Annotated in this window: 1 protein-coding gene; it reads left to right on the top strand. The window is 73.1% G+C overall.

What is annotated here, in order from left to right; translation table 11 throughout:
* Positions 1-31: 31 nt before the first annotated feature.
* Positions 32-26,923, top strand: a complete 26,892-nt coding sequence (locus Q5696_RS11080) for a non-ribosomal peptide synthase/polyketide synthase (protein WP_305091424.1) — start codon at positions 32-34, stop codon at positions 26,921-26,923.
* Positions 26,924-26,932: the final 9 nt, after the last annotated feature.

A 26,932-nucleotide genomic window follows, 5' to 3' on the forward strand; every position in this document is an offset into this window, starting at 1 on the left:
CCGGGCATTTCTGCTTTCAGGGGGCTTGTCAATGACAATGCGAGGATCTCGGGAACCGAACTCTCACGGTTCCGACACGGCTGCCGATTCGGGCGAATTGGCATCGACCGAAATGGCGTCGGCCGATGCTTTTCCGCTTTCGTCGGCGCAGCGGAGTATGTGGTTCGCCCAACAACTCATGCCGGACGTCCCGATCTTCATCGCGCAGTACGTGACACTGCACGGCGACCTCGACCTCGAGCTGCTCGACCGGTGCGCGGTCACCGCGGCACACGAGTTCGGCTCCCCGCTGCTGCGACTGGTCGACGTCGACGGTGAGCCGTGGCAGGTGGTCGACCCCGACACCGACCTGGGGATCGACCACCTCGATCTGCGCGGCGAGGACGACCCGGTCGCCGCCGCCCACGCCTGGATGGACCGCGACTACTCGGTGCCGATCGACCTCACCCGGGACCGGTTGCTCGACATGACCGTCATTCAGGTGGGGGAGCGAGACTACCTGTGGTACACCCGCATTCACCATGTCGCGCTCGACGGCTACAGCGGTATGACGATCGCCAACCGGATCGCCGCCCTCTACACCGCGCACGTCGAGGGACGCGACCCCGAACCCAACCGGGCCCTCGACCCGCGTGCCCTGCTCGACATCGACCGCAAGTACCGGGCGTCGAGCCGGTTCCAGGCGGATCGGGAGTACTGGGCCGAGCACATCGCCGGCGTCGAGGGCGGCTCCACGCTCGCCACCGGCGACGGCCCGGCGGCGGCGGTCAGCCTCTGCGAGACCGCGCCGCTGCCCCGACCGGTGATCGAGGCCCTCGACCACACCGACCAGCGCTACCAGGCGACCCCCGCGGCCGTGCTGATCGCGGCATTCGCGTGCTATCTCGCCCGCCTGACCGGACGCACCGACGTCCTGGTGGACATTCCGGTGTCGGCGCGGACCACGGCACCGTTGCAGCGGTCCGGCGGCATGCTCGTCAACGTGGCCCCGCTGCGGGCGACGGTGCTGCCGGGCGACACCGTCGGCGACGTGATCGGACGGATCCAGCTGGAACTGATGGGGGCGTTGCGGCATCAGCGGTGCAGTCTCGAGGACATCCGCCGCGACGCCGGCCTGACCGGGACCGCGCGGGGACTGGCCGGCCCGATGGCCAACGTCATGCTGTTCCGGCCGAAGATGACCCTCGGCACCCTCGAGGGCGAGTACCACATCGTCACGTCGGGCCCCATCGAGGACCTGGCCGTCAACTTCTTCCAGAGCGGCAGCCCCACAACGACATTCGTCGAGTTCCGGGCGAACCCCAACCGGTACGGCGAGGACGAGCTGCGCACCCACCACCGCCGGTTCACCGAACTGGTCGAGGAGTTCGTGCTCGCCGAACCGGACACGCCGATCGCCGGCATCCACCCCGAGAGCGCCGCCGTGGGCGCCCAGGTCCTGCGGGTCGCCGACCAGCTCGAATTCTGGTCCCGGGAACTCGACGGCCTGCCCGACATCCTGTCGCTGCCCGGTGACCGGCCCCGCCCGGCCCGGCGCACCGGCGACGCCGACCGGGTCGCCTTCGAGGTGCCCGCGGACACGCACCGTCGGCTCGCCGACCTGGCCGCCGCCCGCGACTGCACCGTGTTCTCGGCCGTGCACGCCGTGCTGGCGGTGCTGCTGGCCCGGCTCACCGACAGCGACGACGTCGCGATCGGCACCCCGGTGTCCGGGCACACCGAGGCGGGCGGGTTCGTCAACACGCTCACGCTGCGGACCCGGATCGCCGACGGCGCCACGTTCGACACCCTGCTCACCGACGTGTGTGCGGCGGACCTGGCGGCGTTCCGGCACGCCGAAACCCCGTTCGCGCAGCTGGTGGAGGCGCTCGGCCGCACCCGGCAGAACGCGCACTCGCCGCTGTTCCAGGTGCTGCTCGAATTCCCCGACAGTGCCGTCGCGCATCTCGACGGGGACGGTGTGGTCGTCCGCGCCGCGGACACCGGCCCGGATCTCGGGGCACTCGACCTGCGGTTGACGGTGGCCGAACGGTTCACCGGCACCGGGACACCGGCCGGGCTGGACGCCACGTTCACGTTCGCGACCGACCTGCTCGACGCCGCCACCGTCGACGATCTCGCCGCCCGGTTCCGCCGGGTGCTGGACGCGGTCCTCGCCGACCCGGACGTCGCCGTCGACGACGTCGACCTGCTCGACGCCGACGAGTATCGCGCCCTGTCCGGGGTGTGGGGCGGGGACGGGGAGCCGCAGCGCACCCTCGCCGACCTGCTCGCATCGGCGGCCGCCGCCGATCCGGGGCGTGCGGCCCTGTCGTTCGAGGGCCGGGACGTGTCGTACCGGGACCTCGACGAACGGTCGAACCGGTTGGCCCGCATGCTGATCGCCCGAGGTGTCGGACCGGGCACGGTGGTGGCGCTGTCGATGCCCCGGTCGATCGACTCGGTGACCGGGGTGTGGGCGGTCGCCAAGACCGGGGCGGCGTTCGTGCCGGTCGACCCGAACTATCCGGCGGACCGGATCGCGCACATGCTCACCGACTCCGGTGCGGTCCTCGCACTCACCGTCACCGACCACGCCGGTGCGGTCGCGGACCGGGCGTCGACCCTCGTCCTCGACGATCCGGGTGTCGCCGAACAGATGCTGCAGTGGCCGGCCGACCCCGTCACCGACGGTGAGCGGACCGCGCCCCTGCACCTGGACCATCCCGCCTACCTGATCTACACGTCCGGGTCGACCGGCACCCCGAAGGGGGTGACGGTGACGCACCGCGGGCTGGCGAACCTCGCCGCCGATCAGCGGGACCGCTACCGGGTGGGCCCGGCGTCGCGGACCCTGCACTTCTCGTCGCCGAGTTTCGACGCGTCGATCCTCGAACTGCTGCTCGCCGTCGGCGCCGGCGCCACCATGGTGATCGCCCCGCCGACGATCTACGGCGGCACCGAACTGACCGAGCTGCTGCGCCGCGACCGTGTCACGCACGCGTTCGTCACCCCGGCCGCGCTCGCGTCGGTCGACCCCGGCCCGCTCACCGACCTCGACTGCGTGATCACCGGTGGTGAGGCGTGCCCGCCGCACCTCGTCGAGCAGTGGGCGCCGCACGCCCGCATGTTCAACGCGTACGGGCCGACGGAGGCCACCGTCGTGGCGACCGTGTCCACACCGCTCACGGCCGGGCAGCCGGTGACGATCGGCCGCCCACCGCGCGGCGTGGGGGCCCGCGTCCTGGACCGGCGGCTGCGGCCCGTCCCGGCCGGGGTGGCCGGGGAACTGTACGTGTACGGCGACGGCCTGGCCCGCGGCTACCACGAACGTCCGGTCACGACCGCCGAACGGTTCGTCGCCGACCCGTACACGCCCGGCCGGCGCCTGTACCGCACCGGCGACCTGGTGCGCTGGACCCGCACGGGCGGGGCCGGGCACACGCTGGAGTATGTGGGCCGCAGCGACTTCCAGGTCAAGATCCGCGGCTTCCGCATCGAACTCGGCGAGATCGAGGCGGCACTGCGCTCGCATCCGCGGATCGGTTTCGCGCTCGCCACCGGGCATCCCGGCCCGGCCGGGGACCCTGTCCTGGTCGCGTACGTGCAGGCCGACGACGCGCTGCCGGCGGCGGACGTCGTCGCCCACGTCGCCGCCCAGCTGCCCGCGCACATGGTGCCCGCGGCCGTCGTCGTCCTCGACACGGTGCCGCTGACCCCGGCCGGGAAGCTGGACCGGCGGGCCCTGCCGGAACCGAGCTTCGACACCGCCGCCGGGGAATTCGTTCCGCCCACCACCCCGGCGGAGAAGAGGATCGCCGCGGTGTTCGCGGACCTGCTCGGGGTCCCGCGGATCGGGGTCACCGACAGTTTCTTCGACCTGGGCGGCAACTCGCTGATCGCGACCCGCATCGTGGCCCGCATCAACACGGTCCTCGGCACCGAGCTCGGGGTCCTCGACCTGTTCGAGGCACCCACCGTCGGGGCCCTCGCCGCCCGCGCCGCCGCCGCGACCGGTCACCCCACCCGGCCGCCCCTGGTGCCCCGCGAGCACGACGGCCCGATCCCGGTGTCGGCGGCGCAGCAACGCATGTGGTTCGTCGACCAGTTCGCACCGGCGTCCGCCGCCTACAACATTCCGATCGCCGTCCGGATGCGCGGACCCCTCGACCTCGCCGCCCTGCGCGCGGCCCTGACCGACGTCCTCGACCGGCACGCGAGCCTGCGCACGGTGTTCCCCAACACCGGCGACGGCCCGGTCCAGGTGGTGCGCCCCGTCCACGATGCCGCGGTCCGAGACCGGTGCGACATTACCCCCGTCGACGTCGACGAGGACGAGCTGCCGTCGCACACAGCACAGTTCGCCGCCGCCGGATTCGACGTCACCACCGACGTCCCCGTCCGGGCCCGGCTGTGGCGGCTCGCCCCCGACGACCACGTCCTCGGCCTGGTCGTGCACCACATCGCCGCCGACGGTCTGTCCATGACACCGCTCGCCCGGGACGTCATGGTCGCGTACACCGCCCGCGCCGGCGGCGACGCCCCGCAGTGGGCTCCGCTGCCCGTGCAGTACACCGACTACACGCTGTGGCAGCAGGACCTGCTCGGCGCCGAGGACGATCCGCGCAGTCTCGCGCACCGCCAGCTCGAATTCTGGCGGGACACCCTGTCCGGGGCGCCGGACCTGCTCGAACTGCCCACCGACCGGCCGCGGCCGCCGCAGCAGTCGATGCGCGGCGCCGACGTCACCGTCCCGATCGGCGCCCACCTGCACCGCCGTCTCCTCGACGTCGCCGGCGCCCACGAGTCGAGCCTGTTCATGGTGCTGCACGCCGGTCTGGCGGCGTTGCTGGCGCGCCTGTCCGGCAGCACCGACATCACGATCGGCTCCCCGGTGTCGGGGCGCGGCGACGTCGAACTCGACGACCTGATCGGCATGTTCGTGGGGACGATCGTGCTGCGCACCCAGGTGGATCCGGCAGCCACGATCACCGACCTGCTCGCCCACACCCGGGCCGTCGACCTGGCCGCCCTCGACCACACCGACGTCCCGTTCGAGCGGCTCGTCGAAGTCCTCGACCCGACCCGGTCGACGGCGTACTCGCCGCTGTTCCAGGTGATGTTGGTGCTGCAGGACGCCACCCCGGCGGCCCGGTTCCGGCTCCCGGGACTCGACGTCGAGGTCGGTGAGATCGACACCGGCACCGCCAAGTTCGACCTGCAGGTGATCCTCACCGAGACCGTCGACGAGGAAGGCGGCCCCGGCGGCATCGACGCCCGCCTCTCGTATGCGACCGACCTGTTCGACGCCGCCACCGTCGCCTCGTTCGCGGACCGGTTCGTGCGGGTCCTCGAGGCGATCACCGTGGCCGCGACCGCCGGGGCGGGCGGCGACCGGGTCGGAGACATCGACATCCTCGTCGACGGCGAACACGATCTGGTGCTGGGGGAGTGGAACGCCACCGGCCACACCGTGCCGGACACGACCCTCGCGGCGATGTTCGACGCGCAGGCGGCCCGCACCCCGGACGCGGTCGCGCTCACGTTCGGCGACGAGACGGTCACCTACGGGCAGTTCGCGTCCCGGGTGCGGCGGCTGGCGCGGGAGCTGATCGCCCGCGGCGTCGGCCCCGAATCGCGGGTCGCGGTGTCGATGCGCCGGTCCCCGGACCTGCTCGTCGGCATCTACGCGGTGATCGCGGCCGGCGGCGCCTACGTGCCCCTCGACCCGGACCATCCGGCGGCCCGCACCACGTACGTCCTCGACAGCGCCCGGCCCGTGTGCGTGCTCACCACGGGCCGCGACCGCGGCCCGCTGCCCGCCGACGCTGCCACCGGCGTCGAGGTGATCGAGATCGACGGGCTCGACCTCACCGGCCGCGACGACGCCCCGATCCGGGCCGAGGAGCGCACCGGGGTGCTGCGCGGGCAGGACACCGCGTACGTCATCTACACGTCCGGATCCACCGGCCGGCCCAAGGGTGTGGCGGTCGAGCACTCCGCGATCGTCAACCGTCTGGCCTGGATGCAGGACCGGTACCGGCTGACCGCGTCGGATGTGGTGGTGCAGAAGACGCCGGTCACGTTCGACGTGTCGGTGTGGGAGCTGTTCTGGCCGTTGCAGATCGGGGCACAGCTCGCGATCGCCGCCCCCGACGGGCACCGTGACCCCGGCTATCTGTCGCAGCTGTTCGCGGACCGCGGCGTGACCGTCGCACACTTCGTGCCGTCGATGCTGGCGGCGTTCGTCGCGGGCGCCGACCCGGACCGCTGCCGGTCCCTGCGGACCGTGTTCTGCAGCGGCGAGGCCCTGCCCCCGGCGACCGCGTCCGCGTTCGCGGCGTTCACCGGACCCGGCGGGGCCGGCCTGCACAACCTGTACGGGCCCACCGAGGCCGCCGTCGACGTCACCCACCACACGGTCACCGACGCGGACACCACGACGGTGCCGATCGGGGCACCGGTGTGGAACACGCAGCTGTACGTCCTCGACTCCCGGCTGCATCCGGTGCCGGTCGGGGTGGCCGGGGAGCTGTACCTGTCGGGTGTGCAGCTCGCCCGCGGCTACGTCGGACGCCCCGACCTGACCGCCGACCGGTTCGTGGCGGACCCGTTCACCGCCGGCCGGCGCATGTACCGCACCGGTGACGTGGTCCGCCGCCGCGCCGACGGGGAACTCGAATATCTGGGCCGCAGCGACTTCCAGGTCAAGCTGCGCGGTCTGCGCATCGAACTCGGGGAGATCGAGGCGGTGCTGCTGGCCGCGCCCGGGGTGGCGCAGGCCGTCGTCGTGGTCCGCGACGACGACGTGATCGGCCAGTCCCTCATCGGCTACGTGATCCCCGACGTCGGCACCCTCGATGCCGACACCCCGGACCCGGAGGGGTTGCGGGAGCACGTGGCCGCGGCACTGCCCGGGTACATGGTGCCCGCGCAGATCCTGCTGCTCGACGCATTCCCGCTCGGCGCCACCGGCAAACTCGACCGGCGCGCCCTGCCCGCCCCCGAGTTCCGCACCGCCGACATCGAATTCGTCGCCCCCCGCAACCCGGTCGAGGAGATCGTGGCGGACACGATCGCCGGCCTGGTGGGGGTGCCGCGGGTCGGCGCGTACGACGACTTCTTCGCACTCGGCGGCAACTCGCTGACCGCGACCCGGCTCGTCGCCCGGCTCGGCACCGCCCTCGGGACCGACCTCGGGCTGCGGGAGGTCTTCGACGCCCCCACCGTCGCCGGTCTCGCGGCGCGGATCGAGGCGTCCGGCACCCGTGGCACCGACCGGCCGCCGCTCGAGGCGGGGGCGCGGCCCGCGATCGTGCCGGTGTCGCTGGCGCAGAAGCGGATGTGGTTCGTCAACCAGTTCGACACCGCCTCGTCCGCCTACAACGTGGTACTGCCGGTGCGGCTCGACGGCGACCTCGACGTGCCGGCGTTGCGGGCCGCGCTCGCCGACGTCCTCGACCGGCACGAGTCGCTGCGCACCGTCTTCCCGATGGTCGACGGCGAGCCGACACAGATGATCGTGCCGACCGCGCAGGTCGCCCCGGACCTCGCCCCCCGCGACGTCCCCGACGGCGAGGTCGCGGCGACGATCACCGAGTTCGCCGGACACGGCTTCGACGTGACCGCGGCCCCGCCGATCCGGTCGCTGCTGCTGCGGGCCGGACACGACCGGCACGTGCTGGTGATCGTGGTCCACCACATCTGCGCCGACGGGTTCTCCCTCACCCCACTCGCCCGGGACGTGATGACCGCGTACATCGCCCGCACCGAGGCCGCCGCCCCGGCGTGGACGCCGCTGCCCGTGCAGTACGCCGACTACGCGCTGTGGCAGCAGGACGCGCTCGGCGACACCACCGACCCCGACAGTGTGCTGGCCCGGCAGCTCGACTACTGGGGTACCGCCCTCGACGGGCTCTCGGAGGTCCTCGACCTGCCCACCGACCGGCCTCGGCCGGCGCAACGGACGCTGCGCGGCGCCGTCCACGGCTTCCGGGTGACCCCCGAGACACACCGCCGGCTCGTCGCCCTCGCCCGGGACCGCCGGTCGACGGTGTTCATGGCCGTGCACGCCGCCCTGGCGGCCCTGCTGGGGCGGCTCGGTGACACCGACGACGTCGCGATCGGGACCCCCGTCGCCGGGCGCGGCGGCGCCACCCTCGACGACATGGTCGGCATGTTCGTCAACACGCTGGTGCTGCGGACCCACCCGGGGCCGGCGACCCCGTTCACCGAGCTGCTCGACACGGTCCGCACCGGCGACCTCGACGCGTTCGCGCACGCCGACCTGCCGTTCGAGCGGCTCGTCGACGCCCTCGCCCCGGAACGCTCCACCGCGCATTCACCGCTGTTCCAGGTGATGCTCGAGTTCCGCAACCTCGATCGGCCGCGGCTCGACCTGCCCGGCCTGACCGTCTCGGTCGTCGACGTCGCCACCGCCACCACGAACTTCGATCTGCAGCTGGCGCTCACCGAGGAGTTCACCGACACCGGGCAGCCCGCGGGCATGGCCGCCGAATTCACGTATGCCACCGACCTGTTCGACCCGGCGACGGTGGCACGGCTGGCCGGCCGGTTCACCGCCGTCCTCGACGCCGTCACCGCCGACCCGTCGATCCCGGTCGGCGACATCGACCTGCTCACCGCCGGTGAACACGAGGACCTGGCCCCGGTCACCGGCGGCGGCGCGATCCCGGCCCGCACCCTGCCGGAGCTGCTCGCGGCCGCCGCGTCCGTCGACCCGGACACGATCGCCCTCCGGTACGTGGACGACACCGTCACCTACCGGGACCTCGACGCCCACTCGGATCGGCTGGCGCGGCTGCTCGTCGGCCGCGGCATCGGCCCCGACACCGTGGTGGCCCTCGCCCTGCCCCGGTCGATCGACTCGGTGACCGCGATCTGGGCGGTCGCCAAGACCGGGGCGGCGTTCGTGCCGGTCGACCCGAACTATCCGGCGGACCGGATCGCGCACATGCTCACCGATTCCGGTGCCGCCGTGGGGGTCACCGCCGCCGCCCACCACGACGCGCTGCCGTCGTCGACGGGCTGGATCGTGATCGACGATCCCGAGACCCGGGCCGCGGTGGCGGCGCAACCGGCCGGCGCAGTCACCGACGGCGATCGGACCGCGCCCCTGCACCTGGACCATCCCGCCTACCTGATCTACACGTCCGGGTCGACGGGCGTCCCGAAGGGTGTCGTCGTCCCGCACCGCGGGCTGGCGAACTTCGCGGCCGAGCAGCGCACCCGCTACGGGATCACGCCCGCGTCGCGGACCCTGCACTTCTCGTCGCCGAGTTTCGACGCGTCGATCCTCGAACTGCTGCTCGCCGTCGGCGCCGGCGCCACCATGGTGATCGCGCCGTCGACCGTGCTCGGCGGCGACGAACTGCGCGACGTGCTCGCCTCCCACGCCGTCACCCACGCGTTCGTCACCCCGGCCGCGCTCGGCTCGGTAGACCCGGTCGGGCTCACCGCCCTCGACTGCGTCGTCACCGGTGGCGAGGCGTGCCCACCGGAACTGGTGGCGCAGTGGGCGCCGGGGCGGCGGATGTTCAACGCGTACGGGCCCACCGAGGCGACCGTCGTGGCCGCCGTCAGCGACCCCCTCGCCGTCGGGGTGCCGGTGACGATCGGCCGCCCGCCGCGCGGCACCGCGCTGGTGGTGCTCGACGCCCGCCTGCACCCGGTGCCGGCCGGGGTGCCCGGGGAGCTGTACATTCTCGGTCCGGGCCTGGCTCGCGGCTACCACCGCCGGCCGGGCACGACCGGGGAGCGGTTCGTGGCGACCCCGTTCGGTCGGCCGGGTGACCGCATGTACCGCACCGGCGACCTGGTGCGCTGGAACGGCGACGGCCGGCTCGAATACCTGGGCCGCACCGACTTCCAGGTCAAGATCCGCGGCTTCCGCATCGAACTCGGCGAGATCGAGTCGGCGCTGCGCCGGTATCCGGGGGTCGGGCAGGCCGTCGTCACCGTCGACGGGTCCGGGCCGGCGAGCCGGCTGGTCGGCTATGTCGTTCCCCGCGAGACCGCCGCCGCGTTGGACCCGGCGGAGATCACCGCGTTCGTCGGCGGGTTCCTGGCGTCGTACATGGTGCCGTCGGCGGTGATGGTCCTCGACGCCCTGCCCCTCGGCCCGGCCGGCAAACTCGACCGCCGCGCCCTGCCGACCCCGGACTTCGGGGTGCGGGCCGCGACCGGGCGGGCCCCGGCCACCGACCGGGAACGCCGACTCGCCGACCTGTTCGCCGAGGTCCTCGGCCTCGACACCGTCGGGGTGGACGAGTCGTTCTTCGCGCTCGGCGGCGACTCGATCATGTCGATCCAGCTGGTGTCCCGCGCCAAGACCGCGGGCCTGCGGTTCACCCCCCGCGACGTGTTCGACCACAAGACGGTCGCCGCCCTGGCCGCCGTCGCCGTCTCGGACGCCGACGCGCTCACCCTCGACGAACTCGACGGCGGCGGGGTCGGGAAGATGCCGCTGCTGCCGGTGGCGCACTGGCTCCTCGGCCGCGGCGGCCGGCACGACCGGTTCTCGCAGGCCGCGCTGCTCACCGCACCGGCCGGGCTCACCGACGCGCAGCTCGCGGGCGCGGTGCAGGCCGTCCTGGACCGGCACGACATGCTGCGGGCCCGCCTGACCGTCGACGGGCAGGGGATGGTCGTCGCGCCGGTGGGCAGTGTGTACGCCGAAACCCTGATCCACCGGATCCCGGTCGATGCCCCCCCCGGCAGCGACGTGTTCACCGCGACGGCCCGCACCGAACTCGATGCCGCGATGTCCCGGCTCGACCCGGAGGCAGGGGAGATGCTGCAGGTGGTGTGGCTGGACACCACCGCTGCCGACGGCACCGCCGGCCGGCTGCTGATCGTCGTGCACCATCTCGTCGTCGACGGCGTGTCGTGGCGGATCCTGGTCCCGGACCTGGCGGCCGCCTGGGCGCAGCTGACCGCCGGGCAGACCCCGGACCTGGCACCGGTCGGCACGTCGATGCGGCGGTGGGCGCACGGCCTCGTCGACGCCGCCCCGGACCGCCGCGACGAACTCGACCACTGGCGCGAGGTGCTGTCCGGCACCGACCCGCTGTTCGGACGCCGGCCCCTCGACCCGGCCGTCGACGTCGCCGGGGCCGTCGACACCGTCACCGTCGAGGTGTCCGCGGACGTCACCGAGGCACTGCTCACCACCGTTCCCGACGCCTTCCACGGCGCGGTCGCCGACGGGCTGCTCGCGGCGCTGGCGCTGGCGGTGGTGCGGTGGCGGCGCACCACCGACCCGGGTGCCGCCGCCGACACCCTGGTCACCCTCGAGGGGCACGGCCGCGAGGACCGGGTGCTGCCCGGCGCCGACCTGTCCCGCACCGTCGGCTGGTTCACCACCCTGTATCCGGTCCGGCTGGACCTGACCGGGATCGACGTCGACGACGCGTTCACCGGCGGCCGTGGCGCCGGGGCCGCCGTCAAGGCGGTCAAGGAGCAGCTGCTGGCGGTGCCCGACCACGGCATCGGCTACGGCATGCTGCGCCGCCTCGACCCCGAGTCCGGGCCCGCCCTGGCGGGCCTGCCCGCCCCGCAGATCGCGTTCAACTATCTGGGCCGGCTCACCGCGGCCGTCCCCGGCACCCCCCACGACACCGGCTGGCTGCCCACCGACGACGTGGACCTGGACGTGCTGCAGGACGCGGACCGGCCGGTGGCGTCCGTCCTCGATGTCAACGCGGTCACCACCGACGGCGCCGACGGCCCCCGGATCCGGGCCACGTGGGGGTTCCCGTCCGGGATCCTCGACGCCGCCGACGTGCAGGTGCTCGCCGACCTGTGGCGCGACGCCCTGATCGCGCTGGCCCGGCACACCACCCGCCCCGACGCCGGCGGGCTCACCCCGTCCGACCTGGACCTGGTCGACCTGGGACAGCCCGAGATCGACACCCTCGAGCACCGGTTCCCGCGGCTGACCGACGTGTGGTCGCTGTCGCCGCTGCAGCAGGGGCTGCTGTTCCACGCGTTGTACGCGGACCGGTCCGTCGACGCCTACCTGGTGCAGATGATGCTCGACGTGGCCGGCGCCGACCCGGCCCGGCTGCGGACGGCGGGGCAGGCGATGCTCGACCGGCACCCGAACCTGCGGTCGGCGTTCGTGCACACCGGCGACGGCACCGCGGTGCAGGTGATCGAGGACGCGGTGACACTGCCGTGGACCGAGCTCGACCTGTCCGGGCTCGACGAGCCCGAGCGGGCGACGGCACTGGCGCGGGTGGTCGCCGAGGACCGTGACCGCCGCTTCGACCCGGCGGCCGCGCCGCTGATCCGGTTCCTGCTGATCCGCACCGGCCCCGACGAGCACCGACTGGTCCTGACCAACCATCACATCCTGCTCGACGGCTGGTCGACGCCGCTGCTGATGCAGGAGCTGCTGACCCTGTACGCGACCGGCGGGGACACCGCCGCGCTGCCGCCGGTGCACCCGTACCGCACCTATCTGTCGTGGATCGCCGGACAGGACCCGGACCGGTCACTGGCGGCGTGGACGGACACGCTCGCCGGCCTCGACGAACCGACCCTGCTGACGGCGCCGGACCGGGCGCGGGAGCAGACCACGATGCCCCTCGACGTGGACGCCGTCCTCGACCCGGCGACGACCGCCCGGCTCACCGCCCTCGGCCGCAGCCGCGGCGTCACCCTCAACACGATGGTGCAGGTGGCGTGGGCGATCGTGCTCGGGGCGACCACCGGACACGACGACATCGTGTTCGGGGCGACCGTGTCCGGGCGGCCCCCGCACATCCCCGGGATCGAGTCGATGATCGGCCTGTTCATCAACACGCTGCCGGTGCGGGTGCGGATCGAGCCGGGTCTCCCGCTCACCGACCTGCTCGACCGGGTGCAGACCGAGCAGGCGTCCCTGCTCGACCACCACCATGTGAGCCTGACGCAGATCCAGGACGCGGTCGGTCCGATGCTGGCGTTCGACACGCTCACGGTGTTCGAGTCGTATCCGGTCGATCCGGAGGCCGCGGCCGGCGCCGACATCGCCGGGCTGCGGGTGCAGCGCATCCACGACAGCGCCGACGCCGCCCACTATCCGCTCACCCTCGTCGCGAACTCCGACGACCGGCTGCGGATGAAACTGAAGTACCTGCCGGACCTGTTCGACGAGGCCGCCGCCGATGCGCTGCTCGGCCGGGTCGTCGCGGTGCTGACCGCGATCGCGGACGATCCGTCCCGGACACCGGCCCGGCTGCAGTTGCTCACCGACACCGAACGGTCGCAGTTGGTGCCGTTGCCCGGCGAACCCGGCCGCACCCCGTGCACGCTGGCCCGGTTCGTGACCGATGTCGCTGCCCGCCGACCGGATGCGATCGCCCTGGTCGCCGGGGACCGCGAGGTGACCTACCGGGAACTCGACGAGCAGTCGAACCGGCTGGCCCGCCTCCTCATCGACGCCGGGGTCGGACCGGAATCTGCTGTCGCACTGGGTCTGCCGCGGTCGATCGATGCGGTGACGGCGGTATGGGCGGTCGCGAAGGCCGGTGGCGCGTTCGTGCCGGTGGACCCGAACTATCCGCCCGACCGGGTCGCGTTCATGCTCGACGACGCCACCACCACCGTCGGGCTGACCGTCACCGACGCCCGCGACCGGTTCCCCGACACCGTCGCGTGGACGATCCTCGACGACCCGGAGACCCGCGCCCGGTGCGCCGGCTACTCGGCGGCCCCGGTCACCGACGCCGACCGGCGGGCACCGCTACACCTGCAGCATCCGGCGTACATGATCTACACGTCCGGCACCACGGGCCGCCCCAAGGGGGTGGTGATCAGCCACGAGGGGCTCGCGAACCTGGCCCACGAGTGCCGCACCCACCTGTCGGTGCAGCCGACGTCACGGACCCTGCACTTCTCCACCCCGAGCTTCGACGCCGCCGTCCTCGACTTCATGATCGCGTTCGGGGCGGGCGCCACCATGGTGATCGCCCCGACCGCGATCTACGGCGGCGACGAACTGACCCGGCTGCTGCGCGAGCAGCACGTCACGCACGCGTGGATCACCGCGGCCGCCGCGGCCACGACCGACCCGACCGGACTCGACGAGGTCACCGACGTGATCACCGGCGGCGAGGCCGTCCCCCCCGAGACCGTCGCCCGCTGGGCGCCGGGGCGGCGCCTCTACAACGGGTACGGGCCCACCGAGGGCACCGTCCTGGCGAACGTGAGCGACCCCCTCACCGTCGGGGAGCCGATCACGATCGGCGCCCCGATCACCGGGGAGACCGAACTGGTCCTCGACCCGGCCCTGCGGCCCGTGCCCGCCGGGGTGCCCGGGGAGCTGTACATCGCCGGTCCGGGCCTGGCCCGCGGCTACCACCGGCGTCCGGAACTGACGGCGGAACGGTTCGTGGCGAACCCGTTCGCCGGGCCCGGCGCCCGCATGTACCGCACCGGCGACATCGTGCGGGTGCGCCCCGACCGGGCCCTCGAATACGTGGGCCGCTCCGACTTCCAGGTCAAGCTGCGCGGCTTCCGCATCGAACTCGGGGACGTCGACGCCGCGTTCGTCGACCACCCGGGCCTGCAGTTCGCGGTCACCGTCGGCAGGCCCGGACCGGCGGGGGACACCGTGCTGGTGACGTACGTGCTGCCGGTCGACGGCGCCCACCTGGAACCGGGTGAGCTGCGGGAGCACGTCGCGCAGCGGCTGCCGGCGCCGATGGTGCCGTCGAGCATCATGATCTTGGACGAGTTGCCCCTGACCCCGATCGGCAAACTCGACCGGGCGGCGCTGCCGGAACCGGAGTTCCTGCCGGCGGCGGACACGTTCCGGGCGGCGAGTACCCCCACCGAGCAGGCGATCGTCGACGTGATCGCCGAGGTGCTGGGTCTCGAACGGGTCGGCGTCGACGACAGCTTCTTCGATCTGGGCGGCAACTCGCTGATCGCGACCCGGGTCGTCGCCCGCCTCACCACCGCCCTCGGCGTGGACCTCGAGGTGCGGGCCCTGTTCGAGGCGCCCACCGCGCACGACCTGGCCCGCTGGATCGACCGCGAACACCTCACCGAGGCGTCCCGGCCGGCACTGACCCGGCGGGACCGGCCCGCCCGGATCCCGCTGTCGCTGGCGCAGCAGCGGATGTGGTTCATCAACCAGTACGACACCGGCTCGGCCGCCTACAACATTCCCCTCGCCGTCCGCCTCACCGGGGATCTCGACGTCGACGCGTTGCGGGCCGCCGTCGGCGACGTCCTCGACCGGCACGAGTCGCTGCGCACCTACTTCCCGGCGACGACGGCCGGGCACCCCGAACAGGTGATCGTGCCCGCCGACACGCTCCCCGGGACCGGGGTAGACGACGTCGCCGCCGACCGGGTCCCGGCCCGGATCGCGGAACTGATCGAACGCGGCTTCGACGTCACCGCGGCCGTGCCGGTGCGCACCCGGCTGCTGCGGCTCGGCCCCACCGAGCACGTGCTGGTGCTGGTGGTGCACCACATCTGCGCGGACGGGTTCTCGATGGCCCCGCTGGCCCGCGACGTGATGACCGCGTACACGGCCCGCACCGGCGGGCACGTCCCGCAGTGGGCGCCGCTGCCGGTGCAGTACACCGACTACGCGTTGTGGCAGCGGGACGTGCTCGGCGACGAGGACGATCCGGGATCGCTGCTGACCCGGCAGCTGGCGTTCTGGACGGACGCCCTGGCCGGGCTGCCGGACGCGCTGGCACTGCCCACGGATCGGCCGCGGCCGGCGCAGCAGAGTTTCGCGGGCGACCGGGTGCAGTTCACGATCCCCACCGACGTGCACCGCGCCCTGAGCGAGCTGGCCCGCCGGGAGGGCGCGACGATGTTCATGGCGGCGCACGCCGCGCTGTCGGTGCTGCTCGCCAAGCTCGCCGGCTCCGAGGACATCGCGATCGGCACCCCGATCGCGGGCCGCGGCGAGGCCGAACTCGACGGCCTGGTCGGCATGTTCGTCGGCACCCTGGTGCTGCGCACCCAGATTGATCCGGCGGCCGCGTTCACCGACGTCCTCGCGCAGGCCCGCGCCTTCGATCTGGCCGCGTTCGGGCACGCGGATCTGCCGTTCGAGCGGCTCGTCGACGTCCTGGCCCCGGAACGCTCGACCGCGCACTCGCCGCTGTTCCAGGTGCTGCTCGAGTTCCAGAACAACGAGCTGCCGCGGCTCGAGCTGCCGCGGCTGACCGTCGAACCGGTCACCACCGAGCTCGCGGTCGCCAAGTTCGATCTGCAGCTCACCCTCGCCGAACGCCACGACGCGCACGGGGTGCCCGCCGGGATCGACGCCGCGTTCACGTACGCCACCGATCTGTTCGACGCCGACACGATCGCGGTGCTGGGAGATCGGTTCGTGCGGTTGCTGACCGCGCTCACCGACGCCCCGGCCCGCCCGGTCGGCGACGCGGAGATCACCACCGCCGCCGAACGCGAGCGGCTGCTCCGCGACTGGAACGTGCCGGGCCGCCGCGCCCCCGAGACCACGCTCGCCGACCGGTTGACCGCCTCGATCGCCCGGCATCCGGACGCCGGCGCGGTCACGTTCGAGGGCGAGACGATCACGTACGCGCAGCTCGGGGCCCGCGTCCACCGGCTCGCCCGGCATCTGGTCGATGCCGGCGCCGGGCCGGGCACGCTGGTCGCGGTCGCGTTGCCGCGGTCGATCGACCTCGTCGTCGCACTGCTCGCCGTCGTCGACGCCGGCGCCGGATACCTGCCGCTGGACGTGACGTACCCGCCGGAGCGGCTGGCGTACATGCTGGGCGACGCGGCCCCGGTGTGCGTGCTCACCTCGGTCGCCGACGCCGACACGCTCCCGGTGACGGCGATCCCGCTGCTGCGTCTCGACGCCGACGACACCGCCGCCGCGGTCGCCGCCCGGCCCGGCCGCCCGCTCACCGACGCCGACCGGCGGGCGCCGCTGCACCCCGACGACCTCGCGTACGTCATCTACACGTCCGGGTCCACCGGCCGCCCCAAGGGTGTGCAGGTCACGCACCGCAACGTGGCGGCCCTGTTCGAGAACACCGGCGACGCGTTCGGGTTCGACGAGACGGACGTGTGGACGATGTTCCACTCGTACGCGTTCGACTTCTCGGTGTGGGAGCTGTGGGGGCCGCTGCTGTACGGCGGCCGGCTCGTCGTCGTCGACTACTACACCGCCCGCTCCCCGGAACTGTTCCTCAATCTGCTCCGCGGCGAGGGCGTCACGGTCCTGAACCAGACGCCGACCGCGTTCCATCAGCTCGCCGAGGCAGACCGGCTCGCCGGCGACCACGACCCGACCGCCGGCCCGCTCACCCTGCGCTACGTGATCTTCGGCGGCGAGGCCCTCGACCTCGGGCAGCTGTCCCGCTGGTACGCCCGCCGCGGCGACCGGGCACCCCGGCTGGTGAACATGTACGGCATCACCGAGACGACCGTGCACGTCACCCGCCTCGAACTCGACCGGGCGTTCGCGGCGTCCGCGAACGCCAGCGTCGTCGGCCGCGCGATCGACGGGCTGACGGTGCAGGTCCTCGACGACCGGCTGCACCCGGTGCCGCCGGGCGTGACCGGGGAGATGTACGTCTCCGGTGACCAGCTCACCCGCGGCTACCTCGGCCGGCCCGCCCTCACCGCCGGCCGGTTCGTCGCCGACCCCGCCTCGACCACCGGCGGACGCATGTATCGCACCGGCGACCTGGCCCGCTGGAACCGGGACGGCCGGCTCGAGTATCTGGGCCGCTCCGACTTCCAGGTCAAGATCCGCGGTTTCCGCATCGAACTCGGGGAGATCGAGTCGGCGCTGCTCGCCGTCCCGGGCATCGCGCAGGCCGTCGTCGTCGTGCACGCCGGGTCCGGGGGACCGGACCGGCTCGTCGGCTACGTCGTCGGCGAACACGGCGCCGCCGCCCCCGATCCGCAGCGGATCCTCGACCACGTCGCCGGGGAGCTGACGTCGTACATGGTGCCGGCGGCGCTGGTGGTGCTGGACGCGCTGCCGATCACCGCGAACGGCAAACTCGACCGCCGGGCCCTGCCCGAACCGGACTTCGGGGGCCGGGCGACCGTCTCGCGGGCCCCGCAGTCGGAAACCGAACAGGTCCTCGCGGGCCTGTTCGCGGAGGTCCTCGGCGTCGACACCGTCGGGGTGGAGGATTCGTTCTTCGCGCTCGGCGGCGACTCGATCATGTCGATCCAGCTGGTGTCCCGCGCCAAGTCGGCGGGCCTGACCCTGACCCCGCGGGACGTGTTCGACCAGCGCAGCGTCGCCGGTCTCGCGCAGGTCGCCGACGCGGCCGCCGCGGAACCGGCCGTCGTCCTTGAGGAGCTGCCCGGCGGCGGGGTCGGCGAGTTCCCGGCCGGCCCGATCGTGCGGTGGCTCCTCGACCGTGGGGGACCGGTCCGCCGCTACACCCAGACGGCGTTGCTGGCCCTGCCCGCCGGGGTGGACGCCGACCGGCTCACCCGCACCCTGCAGGCCGTGATCGACCGGCACGACATGCTCCGGGCCCGCCTCGACGTCGACGGTGGCGAACCGGCCGTCGTGGTGCGGCCGGTCGGGGCGGTCACCGCCGCGGACCTGCTCACCCGGGTGCCCGTCGACACCGTCACCGGACCCGGTTTCACCGCGGCCGCGCAGACGGCCCTCGACGCCGCCGCCGACCGGCTCGACCCGGTCGCCGGCACGGTGCTGCAGGCGGTGTGGTTCGACGCCGGCCCCGGACCGGACGCCCCGGCGGGCCGGCTGCTGCTGGTGCTGCACCATCTCGTCGTCGACGGGGTGTCGTGGCGGATCCTGGTCCCGGACCTGGCGTCCGCGTGGACGCAGATCGCCGACGGCCGGGTGGCGGAACTGCCGGAGACGGGGACGTCGATGCGCCGGTGGGCGCACGGTCTCGTCGACGCCGCCGGTGCCGCGGCCGGGGACGTCGACCGGTGGCGCGAGGTCCTCGCCGCCGACGACCCGCTGCTCGGCTCCCGGCCGCTGGATCCGGCCGCCGACGTCACCGCCACGGTCGACAAGGTGACCGTGGAGCTGCCCGCCGACGTCACCGACACGCTGTTGACGGCGGTGCCGGGCGCCTTCCACGGCTCGGTCGCCGACGGTCTGCTCGCGGCTCTCGCGGTCGCCGTCACCCGGTGGCGCCGCACCCGCGGCCATGATGTACCCGCCACGCTGGTGTCCCTCGAGGGGCACGGCCGCGAGGACCAGGTGGTCCCGGGCGCCGATCTGGGCCGCACCGTCGGCTGGTTCACCACGATCTTCCCGGTGCGGCTCGACCTGTCCGGCATCGACGTCGACGACGCGTTCGCGGCCGGGCCGGCCGCCGGGGCCGCGATCAAGGCCGTCAAGGAACAGTTGCTCGCCGTCCCCGACCACGGCATCGGCTACGGGCTGCTGCGGTATCTGAATCCGCAGACCGCGCCGCTGCTGGCGCCGCTGCCGGCCCCGCAGATCAGTTTCAACTATCTGGGCCGTCTCGGTGGCGGCAGCGACAGTGACACCGTCGGCGGTGTCCCTGCGGCGTGGCTGCCGGTCACCGGCACCGACCTCGACGACGCCCCGGCCGCCGACCTGCCCGCCGGATACGTGCTCGACGTCAACGCGATGGTCACCGACCGTGGTGACGGGCCGCGGCTGCGGGCGAGCTGGTCGTATCCGCGGGGGGTCCTCGCCGGGATCGACGCCGGGGAGCTCGCCGACCTGTGGGTGCGGGCCCTGACCGCGCTGGCCCGGCACACCGCCGAACCGGGTGCCGGTGGCCTGACTCCGTCCGATCTGGAGCTGGTCGACCTCGACCAGGCCGCCGTCGACACCCTCGAGTCCCGGTATCCGACGCTGACCGATGTGTGGTCGCTGTCGCCGCTGCAGTCCGGTCTGCACTTCCACGCCGTCTACGCCGACGAGGCCGCGGACGCCTACCTGGTGCAGCTGACGCTGCACCTCGGGGGGATCGTCGACGCCGACCGGCTGCGGCGGGCCGGGCAGGCGCTGCTGGACCGGCACCCGAACCTGCGGGCCGGGTTCGTGCGCCCCGACGGCGCCGACACCGAGGTGGTGCAGGTGATTCCGGCGCGCGCGGAGCTGCCGTTCACACACGTCGACCTGTCGGGTCTCGACCCGGCGGCCCGCGCCGGCCGCTACCGCGATCTGGTGACCGCGGACCGGCTCACCCGCTTCGATCTCGCGGAGCCGCCCGCGGTCCGGATGACGCTCGTCGATCTCGGTGACGACGGGGACCGGCTGATCGTCACCAACCACCACATCCTGCTCGACGGCTGGTCGACGCCACTGGTGCTGCGGGACCTGCTGACCCTGTACGCCACCGACGGCGACGCCTCGGTGCTGCCGCGGGTCCACCCGTACCGCGACTACCTGGCGTGGATGGCCCGGCAGGATCCGGCCGCGTCGACCGCGGCGTGGCGGCGGGCCCTCACCGGTCTCGAGGAACCGAGCCTGCTGGCCCCGGCCTCCGGGATCGTCGACCCGGCCGGCGGCACCGACGAGTACGAGACGACGCTGACCGTCCGGCAGACCGAGGCGCTGCGCGCCCTGGTCCGGGAGCGCGGCATCACCCTCAACACCGTCGTGCAGGCGGCGTGGGCGATCGTCCTGGGCGCGCACACCGCCCGCACCGACGTGCTGTTCGGTGGCACCGTGTCCGGTCGGCCCCCGCAGATCCCCGGGATCGAGTCGATGGTGGGCCTGTTCATCAACACGCTTCCGGTGCGGGTGACGCTCGACGCGAACGAGACGCTCGGCGACCTCCTCGACCGCATCCAACGCGAGCAGGCCGCCCTCCTCGACCACCACTACCTGGGGTTGCCGGACATCCAGCGGGCCACCGGGCAGGCCGTCACGTTCGACACGCTGACGGTGTTCGAGTCGTATCCGGTGGACCGGGACGCGCTCACCGCGGACACCGACATCGCCGGTATGACCGTCACCGGGATCGACGGCCGCGACGCCGCGCACTATCCGCTGGCGCTGGTGGCGTCGGTGGGGGAGACGCTGAACCTGAAGTTCGAGTACTTCCCGGCCGTGTTCGACGCCGACACCGTCGCCGCCCTCGCGACCCGGGTCGCGGTGGTGCTGGACCGGTTCGCCGCCGACCCGGACCAGAGCCTGGCCCGGCTGGATCTGCTCACCGAGGCCGAGCGCCGGGATCTGACACCGGTGCTGGGGGCGCCGGGCGGATCGAACCGCACCCTGCCGGACATCTTCGCCGACGGCGCCGCACTCGACCCGGACGCGGTCGCGCTGACGTTCGGGGGCCGCGAGGTCACCTACCGGGACCTCGACACCCATTCCTCCCGCATCGCCCGCGTCCTCATCGATCAGGGTGTAGGCCCGGAATCATATGTGGCGCTGGGTATTCCACGTTCGATCGAGTCGGTGCTCGCGGTGTGGGCGGTCGCCAAGACCGGGGCCGCGTTCGTGCCCGTCGACCCGAACTATCCGCCCGAACGGATCGAGTACATGCTCGCCGACTCCGGGGCCGGACTCGGGTTGACCGTCGCCGCGCACCGGCACCGGCTGCCGGGCACCGCGCACTGGCTCACCCTCGACGACGCCGAGTTCACCGCGGCGTGCGCGGCCCGCGCCGACGGCCCGGTCACCGACACCGACCGCACCGCCCCGCTGGGTCTGCACCACGCGGCGTACGTCGTCTACACCTCCGGGTCCACCGGCCGCCCCAAGGGGGTCGTCGTCACCCACCGTGGTCTCGACAACTTCGCCCTCGACCAGCAGGAACGCTTCGATGCGACCGCCGCGTCGCGGACCCTGCACTTCGCGACCCCCAGCTTCGACGGCGCCGTGTTCGAGTACCTGCAGGCGTTCGGGGTGGGCGCGGCGATGGTGATCGCCGACCCGTCGATCGTCGGCGGCGCCGACCTCGCCCGGCTCATCGCCGACGAGCACGTCACCCACGCGTTCGTCACCACCGCCGGGCTCGCGACCGTCGACCCCACCGGACTCGACGAGTTCACCCACGTCGCGTTCGGCGGCGAGGCCTGCCCACCGGATCTGGTCACCCGCTGGGCGCCGGGCCGGCAGTTGCACAACGCGTACGGGCCCACCGAGACCACGATCATGACGAACATCTCCGACCCGATGACCGTCGGGGAGCCGATCACCATCGGCGGGCCGATCCGCGGGGTCGGGGAACTCGTCCTCGACGCCCGGCTGCAGCCGGTCCCGGTCGGGGTGCCCGGCGAGCTGTACATCACCGGGCTCGGGCTGGCCCGCGGCTACCACCGCCGTCCCGGCCTGTCCGCGGAACGGTTCGTGGCCAACCCGTTCGGCAAGCCCGGCGAGCGCATGTACCGCACCGGCGACCTGGTGCGCTGGACGAAACGCGGAACCGACTTCTCGATCGAATACCTCGGCCGCACCGACTTCCAGGTCAAGGTCCGCGGCTTCCGCATCGAACTCGGCGAGATCGACACCGCCCTCATGGCCGACCCGACCGTGAGCTTCGCCGTCACCCTCGGGGTGCCCGGCCCGGCCGGCGACACCGTCCTCGCGTCCTACGTGGTCGCGGCCGCCGGCGCCGTCGTCGACCCGGCGGCGCTCACCGCCGCCCTGACCGCGCAGTTGCCGGCGCACATGGTGCCGTCGGCGATCACCGTCCTCGGGGAGGTGCCGTTGACCCCGGTCGGCAAACTCGACCGGGCCGCGCTGCCGGAACCGGAGTTCACGTTCGCCGCCACCGAGTTCCGGGCACCGACGAACCCCCTCGAACACACCCTCGTCGACGTGTTCACCGAGGTCCTCGGTCTCGACCGGATCGGCACCACCGACAGCTTCTTCGACCTGGGCGGCAACTCGCTGATCGCGACCCGGGTCACCGCCCGCCTCGGCACGCTCCTGTCCGCCGACATCCCGGTCCGGGCCCTGTTCGAGGCGCCGACGGTGCAGCAGCTGGCGCAGTGGATCACCCGCGAGAAGGACACCACCACCGGCTACCGGCGGCCGCCGCTGACCCGACGGGAACGCCCGGACCGGATCCCGCTGTCGCTGGCGCAGCAGCGGATGTGGTTCATCAACCAGTTCGACACCGCATCGGCGGCCTACAACATTCCGATGGCCGTCACCCTCGACGGGAACCTCGACGTCGACGCGTTGCGGGCCGCCGTCGTCGACGTCCTCGACCGGCACGAATCGCTGCGCACGTTCTATCCGATCGTCGAGCAGGAACCGAGCCAGCAGGTGGTGCCCACCGCCGACATGGACGTCCCGCTCACCCCGGTCGACATACCCGACGGGCAGGACGTGCAGGCGCGGATCGCGGCGTTCGGTGGCCGCGGCTTCGACGTCACCGTCGCACCCCCGGTGCGGGCCGAACTGCTGCGCCTGGCCCCGGACCGGCACGTCCTGGTCCTGGTCGTGCACCACATCTGCGCGGACGGCTACTCGATGGCCCCGCTGAGCAGGGACCTGATGACCGCCTACTCGGCCCGCGCCGCCGGCACGGTCCCGCAGCCGGCACCGCTGCCCGTGCAGTACGCCGACTACACGCTGTGGCAGCACGATCTCCTCGGCTCCGACACCGACCCGGAGTCGCTGCTGCGCCGCCAGCTCGACTTCTGGACCGCCGAGCTCGCCGGCCTGCCGGACGTCCTCGCGCTGCCCACCGACCGGCCGCGGCCCGTCCAGCAGAGCTTCCGCGGCGACCGGGTGTCGTTCCGGGTGCCCGCCGACCTGCACGCCCGGCTCACCGACCTCGCGCACCGGCACGGCGCCAGCATGTTCATGACCGTGCACGCCGGGCTCGCGGCCCTGCTGGCGCGGCTCGCGGACACCGACGACATCGCCGTCGGCACCCCGATCGCCGGCCGCGGCGACGTCGACCTCGACGAGCTGGTCGGCATGTTCGTCGGCACCCTGGTGCTGCGGGCCCGCGTCGACCACGCCACCACGTTCGACGCCCTGCTCGACGCGGTCCGCGCCTCCGACCTGGCCGCGTTCGCGCACGCCGACGTCCCGTTCGAGAGGCTCGTCGAGGAGATCAACCCGCCGCGGTCGACGTCCTACTCGCCGCTGTTCCAGGTGTCCCTCGAGTTCCAGAACAACGAGCGGCCCGGCCTGCAGCTGCCCGGGCTGACCGTCGAGGGGGTCGGGGTCGACACCCGGGTCGCGAAGGAAGACCTCGAGCTCGTCCTCGCCGAGGAGTTCGACGCGGACGGTGCCCCCGCCGGCATCACCGCGTCGATGGACTATGCGACCGACCTGTTCGACGCCGACACCGTCCGCGGCTTCGCGGACCGTTTCCTGCGCATCCTCGAGGCGGTCACCGCCGATCCGGCCCGCCCGGTGGGGGACATCGAGATCCTCGACGAGCGGGAACTCGCCGACCTCGCGCCCGCCGCCGGGGACGCCGGGGTGCCGCCGCGGGTGTGGCCGGAGATCCTCGCCGCCGCCGCGGCCGTCGACCCGGACGCGGTCGCCCTGAGCTTCGAGGGCCGCACCCTCAGCTACCGGGACCTCGACGAACGCTCCAACCGGCTGGCCCGCGCCCTCGCCGACCGCGGGGTGGGGCCGGAAACGTTCGTCGCGCTCGGCCTGACCCGATCGATCGAGGAGGTGCTGTCGATCTGGGCGGTCGCCAAGGCCGGGGCCGCGTTCGTGCCGGTGGACCCCAACTATCCGGACGACCGCATCGACCACATGCTCACCGATTCCGGTGCCGCCCTGGGCCTGACCACCTCCGGGCAGCGGGACGACCTGCCGGACACGGTGCCGTGGCTGATCGTCGACGACGACGGCCTCGACGCCGAGCTGGCCGCCCGGCCGGCGGGCCCGGTCACCGACAGCGACCGCACCGCCCCGCTGCACCTGACGCATCCCGCGTACCTGATCTACACGTCCGGGTCGACGGGCCGGCCGAAGGGGGTGATCGTCACCCACCGCGGTATCGCGAACCTCACCGCCGAGGAACGCCGCCGGTTCGCGGTCACCCCGCGGTCCCGGGTCTCGCATCTGGCGTCCCCGAGTTTCGACGCCTCCGTGTTCGAGATGATGATGGCGTTCAGTGCCGGCGCCCGCCTGGTGATCGTGCCGCCCACCGTGTACGGCGGCAGCGAACTCGCGCAGCTGCTGCGCCGGGAGGGCGTCACGCACGGGTTCATCACCCCGACCGCGCTCGCCTCGATCGAGGAGGATCTCGACACCCTCGAGGTTCTGGCCGTCGCCGGAGAGGCGTGCCCACCGGAACTCGTCGCGAAGTGGGCGCCCGGACGCCGCATGTTCAACGGCTACGGGCCCACCGAAACCACCATCCAGGCCAGTGTCAGCGCCCCCATGCAGCCGGGGGAGACCGTCGACATCGGCGGCCCGGCGATCGGGTTCCGGGAGACGATCCTCGACGACCGGCTCCGCCCCGTCCCCGTCGGGGTGCCCGGCGAGCTGTACATCTCCGGTCCCGGCCTGGCCCGCGGCTACCACAACCGGCCCGGACTGTCCGCGGAACGCTTCGTCGCCGACCCGTTCGGGGAGCCCGGCACCCGCATGTACCGCACCGGTGACGTCGTCCGCTGGCGCGCCGACCACACCGTCGAATACATCGGCCGCTCCGACTTCCAGGTGAAGGTCCGCGGCTTCCGCATCGAGCTCGGCGAGATCGACGCCGTCCTCACCCGGCATCCGGCGGTCACGTTCGCCGCCACCCTCGGGCACACCGGACCGTCCGGGGACACCCTGCTCGCGTCGTACGTGCGGCCGGTGGAGGGCCACACGGTCACCGCCCGGGACCTGCGCGCCCACGTCGCCGAGCAGCTGCCGGCGCACATGGTGCCGTCGGCGGTCGTCGTCCTCGACGAGATTCCGCTCACCCCGGTCGGCAAACTCGACCGCCGGGCCCTGCCGGCCCCGGACTTCACGTCCACGACGACCGAGTTCCGCGCCCCGACGACCCCCACCGAGCGGACCGTCACCGAGGTGTTCTCCGAGGTGCTCGGGATCGCGCACGTCGGCGTCGACGACAGCTTCTTCGACCTGGGCGGCAACTCGATCATCGCGACCCGCATCATGAACGCCCTGCAGGCCCGGATCGGCCGGCAGATCCCGCTGCAGACGATGTTCCTCGACCCGACCCCGGCGGGCCTCGCGAAACGCATCGACCTGCCGGCCGGTGGGCTCGGCCGATCGGGGTCCCCGGTCGACGATGCCCTCGGGGTGCTGATCCCGCTGCGCCCCACCGGCGACCGCACCCCACTGTTCTGCGTGCATCCCGGGATCGGCCTGTCGTGGGGGTATGCGGGACTGGTGCAGTACCTGGGTCACGACCGGCCGGTGTACGGGCTGCAGCTGCCGCTGCTGTCCGGTGGCCCGGACTTCGAGTCGGTGCAGCAGCTCGCGCACCGGTACGTCGAGGAGATCCGGCTCGCGCAACCGCACGGCCCCTACCATCTGATGGGCTGGTCGCTCGGCGGTGTCATCGCGCACGCGATGGCCGTCGAACTGCGCGACGCCGGCGAGGAGGTCGCCACCCTCGCGATCCTGGACAGCTACCTCAGCGAGGGCGACGAGGATCCCGGGCAGCTCACCGTCGCCGAACTCCTCGAGGGGCTGGGACTGGATCTCGGTGGATACGGCGACACCACCGCGCTCACCTACGAGCAGGCGATCGCCGCCCTCGACGAATCCCTCGGCCAGAAGACCGGGCTGACCCCGGCCCATCTGAAGCGGATCGGGGCGGGCTTCACCACGAGCGCGAAGATCATGAACCGGTACGCGCCCGACGTGTTCGACGGTGACCTGCTGTTCTTCACCGCCGGCCGCGGCGACGGCAGCGACACCGTCCACGATCCGCGGGTGTGGCAGCCGGCGATCACCGGGCGCATCCGCGAATTCACCATCGACTGCGAGCACAACCAGATGATCGAACCGGCCGTTCTCGCAGAAATCGGGCCGCTGCTCGAGCACTATCTCGTCGAACACTGATCGGAGAGC

The organism is Prescottella sp. R16, from assembly GCF_030656875.1.
In the GTDB taxonomy this organism is placed as follows: Bacteria; Actinomycetota; Actinomycetes; order Mycobacteriales; family Mycobacteriaceae; genus Prescottella.